The organism is Sphingomonas sandaracina (genome assembly GCF_036663695.1).
GTDB lineage: Bacteria > Pseudomonadota > Alphaproteobacteria > Sphingomonadales > Sphingomonadaceae > Sphingomonas.
On sequence record NZ_JAXOJK010000003.1, the window covers coordinates 225,764 to 239,245 of the forward strand.

Consider the following 13,482-nt stretch of genomic DNA (forward strand, 5'->3'; position numbering starts at 1 on the left):
TAACCCGTGTCGCTTTGCTTGGTCCTGGGCTCCCGCCTTCGCGGGAGAACATCGTAGGTGTGGCCCCCTGCCCCCTTAAACTCGATCGAAGTACCACTTCGATCGATACCAAAAAAAATGGCCCGGTGTGTTGCCACACCGAGCCAAGGTTGTCCGCAGGAGGAACGTCGTGGGTGCGGGCTCGTGCGGCCCGCTACCGAACTAGTCGTAGGCGCGTTCGCCGTGCTCGCCGAGATCGAGGCCTTCGCGCTCGACCTCTTCGGAGACCCGCAGGCCGGTCAGCGCCTTGGCGATGAAGATCGCGATGACGGTGCCGATCGCCGCCCAGACGATCGTGGTGGCAACTGCTGCGACCTGGACGAAGAGCTGGTGGCCCATGTCGAAATCGGGCTTGCCGGGGCCGCCGAACGCGGGGGCGTAGACGATGCCGGTGCCGATCGCGCCGATCATGCCGCCGACGCCGTGGATCCCGAACGCGTCGAGCGCATCGTCATAGCCGAGCTTCGGCTTCAGGAACGTCACCGCGTAATAGCAGACCACCGACGCGACCGCGCCGAGGATGATCGCACCGAACGGGCCGGAGTTGCCGGCTGCAGGCGTGACCGCGACGAGACCGGCGATGATGCCCGAGCAGAAGCCGAGCGCCGAACCCTTGTGGCCGTTGACGCGCTCGACCAGCATCCAGGCGAGGCCCGCCGAGGCGGTGGCGACGAAGGTGTTGAGCATTGCGAGCCCGGCCGAGCCGTTGGCCTCGAGTGCCGAGCCGGCGTTGAAGCCGAACCAGCCTACCCACAGCAACCCGGTGCCGATGCCGGTCATCGTCAGCGAGTGCGGCGCCATGCGATCGGTCGGATAGCCGAGCCGCTTGCCGAGGATCAGCGCAGCCACCAGCGCCGAGACACCGGCGTTGATGTGGACGACAGTGCCGCCGGCGAAATCGAGCGCGCCCATCTTGAAGAACTTGCCGCCCGATGCCCACACCATGTGCGCGATCGGGAAATAGACGATCGTCAGCCACACCGCGGCGAAGACCATGACCGCCGAGAACTTCATCCGCTCGACGACCGAGCCGAGCACGAGCGCGACGGTGATCGCCGCGAACGTCATCTGGAAGCAGATGAAGACATATTCGGGGATCGCGACGCCGGCGGTGAAGGTGGCTGCGGTGGAATCCGGCGTGATGCCGCGGAGCAGCGCCTTGCCGAAGCCCGAGATATACTCGCCGCCGCCGTCGCCGAACGCCATCGTGTAGCCGTACATCACCCACAGCAGCATCGCGAGACACGCGACCGCGCCGATCTGCGTCATCGTCGACAGCATGTTCTTGGCGCGGGTGAGGCCGCCGTAGAACAGCGCGAGGCCGGGGACGATCATCATCAACACCAGCAGCGTCGACGTCATCATCCAGGCGGTGTCGCCCTTGTTCACGGTCGCCACCACGGGTGCGACGACCGGGGCTACGGGTGCCGCGACGTCCTGAGCCCAGGCGGGTGCGGCGGCGATCATCGCCGCGCCGAACCCCAGAACCGCCGAGGCGGCTGTCTTCATGTCATGCTTCATCTCGTCCCCCCTCAAGTCGTTCATCTTCACAGGGCAGAATCATCGGTCTCGCCGGTGCGGATGCGTACCGCCTGGCCGACGTCGAGCACGAAGATCTTGCCGTCGCCGATCGCGCCGGTGTTCGCCGATGCCTGGATCGCCTCGACCACACGGTCGGACAGGCTGGCGGCGCAAACCACCTCGATCTTGATCTTCGGCACCATGTTGGTGCTGTACTCGGCCCCGCGATAGATCTCGGTCTGACCCTTCTGACGGCCGAACCCCTTGACCTCGGTGACCGTCATGCCCGCCACGCCGATCGTGGTGAGCGCTTCGCGCACCTCGTCGAGCTTGAACGGCTTGATGATGGCAATGACGAGTTTCATCGCGCCCCTTCCCCTTGTTACGGGAGGTGCATCGCAATGTGCGTGCCAGTTGGGGTGTGGAGGGGGTGAGGTGTGCTTGCGGGGCGGGCAGCGGGGGGTTTGGGGTTAAAACTTGTGCAGTGCGGTGGAGGTGCCTGTTTTATGGGCAGCCCATCCCACCTGCGGTTCTCCCGCGAAGGCGGGAGCCCAGGGTTACGAGCGGTGGCGTTGTGGTCCTGGGCCCCCGCTTTCGCGGGGGAACGGTTAGTGAGCGTCCGGCGCGGCGAACTCAGTGCCGGAAGTGGCGCATGCCGGTGAAGACCATGGCGAGGCCGGCTTCGTCCGCCGCGGCGATGACGTCGGCGTCGCGGATCGAGCCGCCGGGCTGGATCACCGCCGTCGCGCCCGCTTCCACTGCCGCCAGCAGGCCGTCGGCGAACGGGAAGAACGCATCCGACGCGACGGCCGAGCCGATCGTACGCGGGGTGGACCAGCCGGCCTTTTCGGCGGCGTCCTTCGCCTTCCACGCGGCGATGCGCGCGGATTCGAGGCGGTTCATCTGGCCGGCGCCGATGCCCGCGGTGCTGCCGTCCTTGGCGTAGACGATCGCGTTGGACTTGGTGTGCTTGGCGACGGTCCAGGCGAAGCGGCAGTCGATCAGTTCCTGCTCGGTGGGTTGGCGCTTGGTGACCACCTTCAACTCGCCGGGGGTGCCGTTGTCGCGGCCCTGGACGAGCCAGCCGCCGGCGATCGACTTGGCCGTCAAACCCGCGCGGGCGGGATCGGGGAGGTCGCCGGTGAGGAGCAGGCGGAGGTTCTTCTTGGCCGCGAACAGCGCGATCGCCTCCTCGTCGGCATCGGGGGCGACGACGACTTCGGTGAAAATGCCGGTGATTGCGCGCGCGGTCTCGGCGTCGAGCGTGCGGTTGACGGCGATGATGCCGCCGAATGCGGAGACCGTATCGCAGGCGAACGCTGCGGCATAGGCGTCGGCGAGCGTGGCGCCGGTGGCGACGCCGCAGGGGTTGGCGTGCTTGACGATCACGACCGAGGGGGCGGCGTCGCGGAATTCGGCGATCAGCTCGAGCGCGGCGTCGGCGTCGTTGAGGTTGTTGTAGCTGAGCGCCTTGCCCTGGAGCTGGCGGGCTTGGCCGATGCCGCGGACCGAGCCTGTCGCCGTGTAGAAGGCGGCGGACTGGTGCGGGTTCTCGCCGTAGCGCAGCGTGTCGCCGCGCTTGAGCGTGATCGGCAGCGTGGCGGGGAATTCCTCGGCCTGATCGACCGTGCCGAACCAGGTCGCGATCGCCGAATCATAGGCTGCGGTGGTGGCGAAGGCTTTCGCGGCGAGTTTCTTGCGGTCTTCGAGCGTCGTGGTGCCGCCCGAGACGAGCGCATAGTCGGCGGGGTCGGTGACGATCGCGACATAGGCGTGGTTCTTGGCGGCCGAGCGCACCATGCTGGGGCCGCCGATGTCGATGTTCTCGATCACGGTGTCGCGGTCGGCACCCTTCGCGACGGTCGCTTCGAACGGGTAGAGGTTGACGATGACGAGGTCGATCGCGCCGATCTTGTGCTCGGCCATCGAGGCGGCGTGGCCGGAATCGTCGCGGACCGCGAGCAGGCCGCCGTGGACCATCGGGTGGAGCGTCTTGACGCGGCCGTCCATCATTTCGGGGAAGCCGGTGAGTTCTGACACATCGCGGACTTCCAGGCCGGCGGCGCGGAGCGCGGTGGCGGTGCCGCCGGTGGAGACGAGTTCTACGCCGTGGCTCGCGAGCGCCTTGCCGAGATCGACGATCCCGGTCTTGTCGGAGACGGACAGGAGCGCGCGCTTGATCGGGATGCTGGTCATGAGGATCTTTCGTCGGGAGTCGCCGTGCGGCGGTGCCTTAGCGTTGGTTAGGGCTTGGGAACAGGCTCCTTTGCTCTGTCCCGCCACTCAACAAAGGTAGCACCTCCCCGGCGGAGGCCGGGGTCCAAGTGGAAAGGCGGCAATAACGGAGTGCTGTCCCCGGTTAGCGACGTTTCCCAATTGGGCCCCGGCCTTCGCCGGGGTGGCGCGTTAATCTCGATGATATGGCTGTCAGGCCTTCTTCAGCGCCCAGCTTACGCTTGCGCCACCGGCCGCAGCTTCGCCGGTAATCATCAGCTGCTGTGTCGCGACCGGGCGGCCGTCGGCGTCGATCCAGACGCTGTCCTCAACCACCAGCGCGCCGCCGCGGCAGCGGAATTGCCAGAGCGCGCCGCCGGGGAGGCGGAGGATCGCGCCGAGGCCGTCCGCCGTGGGGGAAACCTGGACGCCTTCGCCGAGGTGGAAGCGGATTGCGAACAACGACAACCCGACGCGGCGCTTGCGGCCTTGCGGCAGCAGCGCGTCCTCGCCGCGGAGTTCGCGGCCGTCGCCGGTCAGCATCAGCTGGCGGCGGTGGAGGAAGCCCCAGCGACGGACATAGCCGTCGTGGCTCGCCTCGATCCGGCTGGCGGCGTCAGATTCCTGGCGGCTGAGCTCGACTTCGCCGACGCCTTTGCCGAGCGTGCCGTCGGCGAGGATCGCGGTCGAATTGCTGTCGGCGATCGTCAGCGTGGAGTGGGCAGCAGTGGAGCGCAGGCCTTCGACCATCGCGGGCGGAAGTTGGGCGATGCCGGCGCGGGCGCCGCCGCAATTGACGACGAGGCGCGCGGGGCCATCGGAGAACTCGAAGGCGAGCGTCGAGGCGCAGCCGCCTTCGACGAGGCGCGCGATCGGCGGGGGGGCGGCATCGACGATCAGGACAGCGGTGCCGGCGGCGAGGCGTTGATAGCCCCAGTCGCGGGCCTGGCGGAGCGGACGGGTGCGCACGCCGCTGGCTTCGATGACCGCGGCGACCTGCGTTTCGGTGGCAGGACCGCCGCCCTGCCAGCTCGACAGCCCGCGATCGGCGTGTGCGACGCCGAGCAGGGCTGCGACCATTCGGGTGAGCGTGACCGCGACCGTTTCCGGCAACTCGGCACCCCGCGCGACATAGCTTTCCTGAAGCAACGTCAGCAGCTGGATCGAATCGAGCAGCATTGCCGGGCTGCGCGAGACCGAGCCGCCATCGTCGAACAGGCCGGTGCCGAGCGCACGGAACAGGCCGGCCTCGCCGAACGCCTGACGTGGCTCGCCGCCGGGGATGAGGAGGCCGGCGGCGATCATGCCGCACCACGCGGCGATGCGCGGCGCGCCGGCCGGGGCCTTGTCGGCGTTGCGATCGAGGTGCAGCGCGCCTTTAGCGAGCGCGTTCAACACCTTCGAGCGATAGATCTGATCCGACGACGACAGGATCAGCGGGGCGTGCGCGGTCCAGGCGAGGATGCGGCGGCCCCACATGTCCGGGCGCCACGCGATCCCGCCGGGCTTGTCCGCATGCGCGGTGAGCCAGAGGCCCATGAGATATTCGGCGATCGGTGCGCCGCGCGAACGGGTCGCGACGGTCGACAGGTCGCGCAGCCAGGCGAAACTGTGGAGATATTCGGCGAAGGGTTTGGGGAGCGGCTTGGCGAGATCGAGCGTCTCGATATCGCGCGCTTCGCCGCGGAACGAGAGCACACCCTCCAGCAGCATCGTGCCGCGCGCAATGTCGCCGAGGATGGGGTCGTCGGGGACCGCGATCAGCTTCAGCGGGTAGCGGCCCTTGAGGCGCAGCGTGTGGAGCGGCGTGCGCCAGGTCAGCCGGTGGAAGCGCTCGGCCAGGCGATCGGCGAGCGACAGCCCCGTGTCGCCGCCGAGACGGATCAGGCGGCGACCTTCGTCGATCCCGTCGGGGGCGGGATCGGTCACGGGATCGCCTGTCAGATTCGGGGTGTCGTTCACCCCCGCAACGCGGCGATGTTGGCGGCGTAATGATCGGGGCCGCCGCGGAAGACCGAGGTGCCCGCGACCAGCGCGTCGGCGCCGGCCTCTATGCAGCGTTTCGCCCATTCCGCGTCGACGCCGCCATCGACTTCGAGGTCGATCGCGCGGCCGCTCTTTTCGATCATCGTGCGGATCGCGGTGATCTTCTTGAGCTGGCTGGGGATGAAGCTCTGGCCGCCGAAGCCCGGGTTGACGCTCATCACCAGCACGAGGTCGACCATGTCGATGAGGTAGTCGAGCATCTTGGCGGGGGTGCCGGGGCAGATGACGATTCCGGCGCGCTTGCCGAGGCCCTTGATGTGCTGGAGCGAGCGATGGATGTGCGGGCCGGCCTCGTAATGCACGGTGATGCAGTCGGCGCCGGCCTCCGCGAACGCATCGAGATACGCGTCGACGGGGGAGATCATGAGGTGGACGTCGAACGGCTTGGTGGTCACGCCGCGGACCGACTTCATGACGGCGGGACCGAACGAGATGTTGGGGACGAAATGGCCGTCCATCACGTCGATGTGGATCCAGTCGGCGCCGGCGGCGTCAATGGCGCGGACTTCGTCGCCGAGTTTCGAGAAATCGGCGGAGAGGATCGAGGGGGCGATGCGGACGGGTTGCATGAGATTGTCCTAGCGCGGGATTCCGTTGATGCGAAGGGTTTGGTTTTTACTCCTCCCTGGAAGGGAGAGGTTGGGGGTGGGTCGGGTTCCGCGTGTTCGAACCGTTGCGGCTCGAGCTGGCCTACCCACCCCCGGCCCCTCCCTTCCAGGGAGGGGAGAAGCAGACGGTCAGCTGCGCTTCAGGCGGGTGATGAAGAAGCCGTCGCAGCCGCCTTGGTCGGCCAGCATGCCGGGGAGCGTGCGGATCGTGCCGGTTTCCGTGGGGGTGATGCCGGCGGGGAGTTCGGACTGGTCGACCGGGGCGATCGTGTAATCGCTGCGGGCGGACAGGAATGCGTCGAGCTGCGCTTCGCCTTCCGATGGTTCTAGCGAGCAGGTGGCGTAGACGAGCGTGCCGCCGGGCTTCACCCAATCCGCGGCGCGGGCGAAGATACGGGCCTGCAACGCCGCGGTTTCGGCGATGATTGAGGGGCGGACGCGGTGGAGGACGTCGGGGTGGCGGCGGAAGATGCCGGTCGCGCTGCACGGGGCGTCGATCAGGATCGCGTCGGCGGGCTCGCTCGGCGCCCATTCGAGGATGTCGGCGTTGACGACCTCGGCCTTCAGATGCGTGCGGTAGAGGTTTTCGCGGAGGCGCTTGATGCGGCTTTGTGAATTGTCGACCGAGGTGACGGTCCAGCCTGCCGCGGCGAGTTGCAGCGTCTTGCCGCCTGGGGCTGCGCAGAGATCGAGGACATGGCCCCCCCCTTTCCCAAGCAGCCGTGCGGGGAGCGAGGCGGCGATGTCCTGCACCCACCAAGCGCCGTCGCCGAACCCTGCCATGTCGGGAACCGAGTCGTGGTCGCCCAAGCGCAGGTGCCCGGGCATGAAGCTCTCGCCGCCGAGCTTCTCGCGCCAGCCTTCGGTCTCGGATGGGTCGGCGATCGTCAGGTCGAGCGGCGGCACTTGTGCGATCGCGCGGCCGGCGGCGTCGACCATTTCCTCGCCCCACGCGGCTTCCCAGCGCAGTTCGACCGGGGCCGGCAGCGTCGGCACTTCGGGGAGCAGCATGTTGGCGCGGAACAGCGTGCCGAACACGCCGTGGACGAGTTTGCGCGGGCCGCCATCGACCAGCGGCAACACGGTCGAGATCGCGGCGTGCGAGGGGGTGCCGAGGATCAGCACCTGGACCAGCGCGATCCGCAGCGCCATCCGCGCCTTGGCATCGTCGGGCAGGTTGGTCTTGGTGACCGAATCGATCATCGCATCGAGATCGGGGAGGCGGCGCAGCGTCTCGGCGGCGATCGCATGCGCGAGCCCGCGGTCGGGTCCGTGGATCGCGCGGGTCGCGGCGGGGAGTGCGGATTCGAGCGACTCGCCGCGACGCAGGACGGCGTCGAGCAGACGGAGCGCGGCGCGGCGGGTCGGGACGCCGAGCGGCTCGGGGGCGTGGGTATAATCAGGCATATCAAGGTCCTTCGCGTTCGGTTTGTTGCGCGGCTTGTGGCAAAGCGGCGCGACAGGGCCCATGTGGCGGTTACGACGCCAACACGCAAATCCGGAGAGCGACGATGGGCCAGCGCCCCGATCATGTGAAGCCACCCGAATATCTGGCAAAGATGACGCCGGTGCCGAAACCCGAGGCGATCGTGCCGGACAAGGATCCCGAGCCGCGCGATCCTACGCGGTACGGGGACTGGGAGCTGAAGGGCATGGCGATCGATTTCTGATCGCGTCATCCTGACGAAAGTCAGGATCCAGGGTTACGAACGGTGCCGTAACTGGCTCTGGATCCTGACTTTCGTCAGGATGACGGGAGAAGTGTCAGGATCACGGGAGAAGAGTCGGAATGGCGGATTTCGTCAGAATGACGGCGTAATCTGCGGCAGCGGTCCTGACGCAGGCGGAACGATTGCCGTGGCGGCGCGTCGCGGTACGATGAGGGGATACTTCGAGAAGCGCTGGGTCAGGGTCACCGGCATCGTCGTCGCGAGCGTACTCGTGTTCGGACTGGTCGGGATTGCCGCGTTTCCCTGGGGATCGCTGAAGGGGATTATCCAGCAGCAATTGACCGCAAGGTTCGGGCGGCCGGTGACGATCGGCGGAATCGAGCGCGTCGACTCGTTCGGGTTCAATCCGACGATCCGCATCACCGACGTGCGTATCCCGCAAGCCGCATGGGCGGGCAAAGGCGATTTCGTCGATCTGCGCGAGGCGGAGGCGACGTTTTCGGGGCTCGGGCTGCTCAAGGGCGCGTTCGGGCCGCGCGACGTTAAGGCGCGCGGGCTGCACATCGTGCTGGTGCGCCACAGGAACGGCCGGACCAACTGGGACCGGCCAGGCAAGCCCAGGGGCGGCAACAGTTCGACCGATCTCGACGGGCTGACGATCAGCGACAGCGTGATCGAGTATCGCGACGACAAGCAGGACCGCTTCGTCACGGCGCGGTTCGTGTCCGATCCGGTGCATGGCATTCGGGCAAACGGTAGCGGCACGATCCGCGGTGCTGCCGTGCGGATCGCGGTCGCGGGGCCCTCGGTGGAGCGGTTTCACGGCAAGCCTTGGCCGTTCACCGCTTCGATCGATGGCGATGCTCTTTCGATCTCGGCCAAGGGGCTAATGGATCGGCCGCTCGACACCGATGCGATGAGCCTCGACGTGACCGCACGCGCGGCCGACCTGAAGCTGATCGATGCGGTGATCGAGGCGGGGCTGTTCCGAACGCAGCCGGTATCTTTCAGCGCACATGTCCGGCACGACCAGCCGAAATGGACGGTGACGCAGTTGAAGGGCGTGGTCGGGCGCTCCGATTTCGCGGGGCACGTTACCGTCGACAAACAGGCGGGGCGCAGCAAGGTCGATGGCGATATCGTATCGCGGCAGTTCGATTTCGGCGATCTCGCATCGGACGAAGGCAAGGCGAAAGGTGCCGCGCTGGAGCGCGCGATCGGGCCGCGGCTGGTGCCGAACACGCGGATCGATATCGGCAAGATCGACACGACCGACGCGCGGATGGGCTTTCGGATCGGGCGGATCGTCAGCGGCAAGGGGGCGTCGCCGATCCGGTCCGCGAAGGGCGTGCTGGCGATCGATCACCAGTATCTGACGCTGAGCGACCTGGTCGCGCGGCTGTCGCACGGGACCGTCACGGGCAAGGTGACGGTCGACCAGCGTGGCGACCGGCCGGTGCCGATCGTCGATATCGACCTGCGGTTGCGGGGCAGCAGCGTGCAGGCGCTGGCGGGCGGCGGCGGCGATTTCAGCGGCAATGTCAGCGCGCGGGTGCGGCTGAAGGGGCCGGGCGAGACGATCCGCGCGGCAGTCGCGCGGTCGAACGGGACGATCGGGTTCGTCGCGCGGGACGGGCAGTTGCCGCAGGGGATCGCCGCCGCGCTGGGCTTCGATGCGGCGCGGGCGTTGCTGGCCAGGGACGGCGAACGTGCGGGGCTTCGCTGCGTGGTGCTGGAAATGGACGTGACGCGCGGTCGGGGGCGGCTCGATCCGATGATCGTCGACACGACCGCCAGCCAGTTGCGCGGCGAAGGCAGCGTGGTGTTTCCGGCCGAGACGCTGAACATCCGGCTGACCGGTACGCCTAAGCAGCACGCTCTACTGCGGTTGCCGGGGTCGGCGTACATGACCGGGACGATCGAGCGGCCGAACGTGACGATCCCGCCGGAGGTGAAGTCGGTAGGGAATATCTTCAAGGCGATCGGGCGGGCAATCACGGGGGACCAGGGGCCGACGGCGGGGGATGCGGATTGCTCGGGGTTGGCGGCGCGGGTCTTGCGGTGACCGCTTGATCCTCCCCCGCCAGGGGGAGGTGTCGCCGAAGGTGACGGAGGGGGAGGACACGATGCAGAGGTTACCCCTTACCGCCCCCTCCGTCTGGCAAGCGCCAGCCACCTCCCCCTGGCGGGGGAGGATTAGGTTAGTCCCCGCTCCGTCACCCCGGACTTGTTCCGGGGTCCACCGTGCCGCGAACCGACGCTGTCCGAGTGTGCGGAACGGTGGATGCCGGAACGAGCCCGGCATGACGGGGGGGTCAGCCCGCCTCGCCTTTCAGCGGGCGGGCAAGGAGGTCGCCGATCACGTCGCCTACGGGTGCACCTTCCAACAGGCGGCAGACGGCCTCCGTGATCGGCATGTCGACGCCGGCATCGCGCGCGGCTTCGCGGAGGACGGGGGCGGTGAAGGCGCCCTCTGCTACGGTGCGGCGGTCGGACAAGAGCGTCGCGGCGGAGTCGCCTCTCCCCAAACCGACGCCTAGCGAGAAATTGCGCGAGCTGGTCGAGGAGCAGGTGAGGACGAGGTCGCCCAGACCCGAGAGACCGGCGAGCGTTTCGGCACGCGCGCCGCGGGCTAGGCCGAAGCGGGTCATTTCGGCGAACCCGCGCGCAATCAACGCCGCGCGGGCGTTCTGACCGAGCCCTGCCCCTTCGACGACGCCGCAGCCGATCGCGAGGACGTTCTTCACCGCGCCGCCGATCTCCGCGCCGGCGACGTCGGTCGAGGCATAGGTGCGGAAATGGCGGGCGGCCAAGCGCATGGCCAGGCGTTCGCCGAGCGCTTCATCCTCGCAGGCGAGCGTGACGGCGGTGGGCAGTCCGGCGGCGACCTCGTGCGCAAAGGTGGGGCCGGAGAGGACGGCGATCGGTGCGTCGGGATGCACCGCGCGGGCGACTTCGCCGACGAGGCGCTTGCTGCCGGCCTCGATACCCTTGGCGCACAGGACGAGCGGGATGCGACCGACCGGGGCGGCGGCGAGGACGCTGCCGACGTGCTGCGCGGGCGCGACGACGAGGATCGCGTCCATGTCGGCGAGTTCGGCGAGGTTGTCGGTCGCGCGGATAGTCGGGGAGAGCGCGACACCCGCGAGGAACAGCGTGTTTTCGTGGTGCGCGTTGATCGACTCGACGACCGCGGTTTCGCGCGCCCAGAGGATCACGTCGCGACCTTCATGCGCTGCGACCTGTGCGAGTGCAGTGCCCCAGGCGCCGCCGCCGATGACGCCTATTTTCATGCCTTCACTCCTGCGCCACGCACCGCTTCGGCGTTGGGATCGAGCGGCCAGCGCGGGCGTGCGGCGACGTCGAGGGGGTCGGTGAGGCCGGCGGCGAAACGCTCGGCACCGGCCCAGCCGATCATCGCGGCGTTGTCGGTGCAGAGCCACAGCGGCGGCGCGACGAAGCGGAGGCCGTGCGCGCTGGCGAGGGTATGCAACGCGGTGCGGACCGCGGTGTTTGCCGCGACGCCGCCGGCGACGACGAGCGCGGTGGGGCGGCGGGTGTGTGCGCCATCCCTACCCCCGTTCGCTTCGAGCGCAGTCGAGAAGTCGCCGCTTGGGATCGGTGTCTCGACTTCGCTCGACACGAACGGTAATTTTTGCAGCGCCTTGGTCGTGCGGTCGATCAGGCAATCGACGACCGCGGCCTGGAACGAGGCGGCGATGTCTTCGGGCGAATACTGGCCGACGACGCGCGCGACCGCGCTCTTCAGGCCGGCAAACGAGAAATGCGGTTCGGCCGAACCCTTGAGCGGGCGGGGCAGCGGGACCGCCTTCGGGTTGCCGAGCGCAGCCGCGCGTTCCACCGCGGGGCCGCCGGGGAAGCCTAACCCCAAGAGTTTGGCGGTCTTGTCGAACGCCTCGCCGGCTGCGTCGTCGATCGTCGTGGCGAGGCGGCGATATGCGCCGACGCCTTCAACGAGCAGCAACTGGCAATGGCCGCCGGAGACCAGCAGCAGCAGGTACGGAAATTCGAGATCGGGGTCGGACAGCCGCGGCGACAGTGCGTGGCCTTCGAGGTGGTTCACCGCGATCAACGGCTTCCCCGCCGCGTGCGCGAGCGCCTTGCCGGTGACGAGCCCGACCATGACGCCGCCGATCAGCCCCGGCCCGGCGGTCGCGGCGATCGCATCGACATCGGCCAGCGTCAGCTTCGCATCGGCCAGGGCGGCGACGATCAGCGGCTCGAGCGCCTCGACATGCGCGCGCGCGGCGATCTCCGGGACGACGCCCCCGAACGGAGCGTGCGCCGCCTCCTGCCCCAACAGCCGGTGCGCGAGGATCTGACGATCGCCCGTCACGAGCGCAGCGGCGGTTTCGTCGCAGGAGGATTCGATGCCGAGAATGATCATCCCCCGTCTCTATAGGCGCGCGCGAAGCTTGTCGAAGGGGGCGCCTTTCTGCATGGCGCGCAGGATGACTCGTTTTCGGCTCGGTACGCGGGGGTCTCCGCTCGCTCTCACCCAGGCAGGCCTGGTGCGCGATGCGCTGTGCGCGGCGCATCGCTGGTCGCCCGAGCGGATCGAGATCGTCGTGATCCGTACCACCGGCGACCGCGTGCAGGATCGCGCACTGGCCGAGATCGGCGGCAAGGCGTTGTGGACCAAGGAACTCGATCGCGCGCTGCACGACGGCGATATCGACGGCGCGGTGCATTCGATGAAGGACGTCGAGACTATCCGGCCCCAGACTCTGAGGATCGCGGCGATGCTGCCGCGCGCCGACGTGCGCGACCGGCTGATCGGCGCCGAGACGCTGGCCGATCTGCGCCAGGGCGCGGTGGTGGGCACGAGTTCGCCGCGGCGCCGTGCGCAGATGCTGCGGCTGCGACCCGACCTGGAGATCGTGCTGATCCGCGGCAACGTCGACACACGCCTCGGCCGGGTGGCGAGCGGCGAGATGGACGCGACCTTGCTCGCCGCCGCGGGGCTCGACCGGCTCGGGCGCGACGACGGCCATGCGATCCCTACCGACGTGATGCTGCCGGCACCGGCTCAAGGTGCGGTCGGGGTCGAGGTGCTCACGGGAAGCACGGCCGGCGAGATCGTCGCGGCGATCGACCACCACGATACGAGTGCCTGCGTGCTGACCGAGCGCGCCTTGCTCGCGCGGCTCGGGGCGGATTGTCATTCGCCGGTCGCGGCGCTGGCGTCGCTGGCGGGCGAGACGTTGACGTTGCGCGCCGAGCTGATTGCCGAGGATGGCGCGTGCGATGTCGACGGATCGATCGAGGGTACGATCGACGACGATCTCGGGACGGCGCTTGCCGAGGACCTGCTCGCACGCGCACCGGCCAGCGTGAGACGGTTGTTCGCCGCATGACGACGC

General features: G+C 68.5%; 11 protein-coding genes. 3 read left to right on the forward strand and 8 right to left on the reverse strand.

What is annotated here, in order from left to right; all coding sequences use genetic code 11:
* Positions 1 to 201: 201 nt before the first annotated feature.
* From U1707_RS10485 to U1707_RS10510, 6 genes are all read right to left on the reverse strand, one after another.
* The gene (locus tag U1707_RS10485) at positions 202 to 1,548 is read right to left on the reverse strand and encodes an ammonium transporter (RefSeq protein WP_332800030.1); all 1,347 of its coding nucleotides are present in this window, start codon (positions 1,546 to 1,548) and stop codon (positions 202 to 204) included.
* Between the two features lie 38 nt (positions 1,549 to 1,586).
* Positions 1,587 to 1,925, reverse strand: coding sequence for a P-II family nitrogen regulator (locus tag U1707_RS10490; protein ID WP_056053652.1), 339 nt, complete (start codon positions 1,923 to 1,925; stop codon positions 1,587 to 1,589).
* A gap of 268 nt (positions 1,926 to 2,193) precedes the next feature.
* Positions 2,194 to 3,756 (reverse strand): bifunctional phosphoribosylaminoimidazolecarboxamide formyltransferase/IMP cyclohydrolase, encoded by a 1,563-nt coding sequence (purH, locus tag U1707_RS10495; RefSeq protein ID WP_332800031.1) that lies wholly within the window; start codon positions 3,754 to 3,756, stop codon positions 2,194 to 2,196.
* A 231-nt stretch (positions 3,757 to 3,987) separates the two neighbouring features.
* Entirely contained in the window at positions 3,988 to 5,703 is a 1,716-nt protein-coding gene (locus U1707_RS10500) for a heparinase II/III family protein (protein WP_332800032.1), read from the reverse strand.
* 29 nt (positions 5,704 to 5,732) lie between these two features.
* On the reverse strand, positions 5,733 to 6,389 hold the full coding sequence (gene rpe, locus U1707_RS10505) for a ribulose-phosphate 3-epimerase (RefSeq protein WP_332800033.1): 657 nt from the start codon (positions 6,387 to 6,389) through the stop codon (positions 5,733 to 5,735).
* A gap of 168 nt (positions 6,390 to 6,557) precedes the next feature.
* Positions 6,558 to 7,835 carry an RsmB/NOP family class I SAM-dependent RNA methyltransferase gene (locus U1707_RS10510; RefSeq protein WP_332800034.1) on the reverse strand — a complete coding sequence of 426 codons (1,278 nt, stop codon included), beginning with the start codon at positions 7,833 to 7,835 and terminating at the stop codon, positions 6,558 to 6,560.
* Between the two features lie 104 nt (positions 7,836 to 7,939).
* On the opposite strand from U1707_RS10510, the gene U1707_RS10515 reads away from it, so the two are divergent.
* Both U1707_RS10515 and U1707_RS10520 read left to right on the forward strand, forming a co-directional pair.
* A complete protein-coding gene (locus U1707_RS10515) occupies positions 7,940 to 8,098 on the forward strand; it encodes a DUF1674 domain-containing protein (protein ID WP_332800035.1) in 159 nt (52 codons plus the stop codon).
* Positions 8,099 to 8,306: 208 nt separating this feature from the next.
* A complete protein-coding gene (locus tag U1707_RS10520; RefSeq protein ID WP_332800036.1) occupies positions 8,307 to 10,163 on the forward strand; it encodes an AsmA family protein in 1,857 nt (618 codons plus the stop codon).
* A gap of 250 nt (positions 10,164 to 10,413) precedes the next feature.
* Here U1707_RS10520 and U1707_RS10525 read toward each other — a convergent pair whose 3' ends face one another.
* Positions 10,414 to 11,391 (reverse strand): NAD(P)H-dependent glycerol-3-phosphate dehydrogenase, encoded by a 978-nt coding sequence (locus tag U1707_RS10525; RefSeq protein WP_332800037.1) that lies wholly within the window; start codon positions 11,389 to 11,391, stop codon positions 10,414 to 10,416.
* Positions 11,388 to 12,506 (reverse strand): tRNA (adenosine(37)-N6)-threonylcarbamoyltransferase complex transferase subunit TsaD, encoded by a 1,119-nt coding sequence (gene tsaD, locus U1707_RS10530; protein ID WP_332800038.1) that lies wholly within the window; start codon positions 12,504 to 12,506, stop codon positions 11,388 to 11,390. Before tsaD ends, U1707_RS10525 begins: the two co-directional genes overlap by 4 nt.
* 64 nt (positions 12,507 to 12,570) lie before the next feature.
* Here tsaD and hemC point away from each other — a divergent pair, with 64 nt between their 5' ends.
* On the forward strand, positions 12,571 to 13,476 hold the full coding sequence (hemC, locus tag U1707_RS10535) for a hydroxymethylbilane synthase (protein ID WP_332800039.1): 906 nt from the start codon (positions 12,571 to 12,573) through the stop codon (positions 13,474 to 13,476).
* Positions 13,477 to 13,482 lie beyond the last annotated feature (6 nt).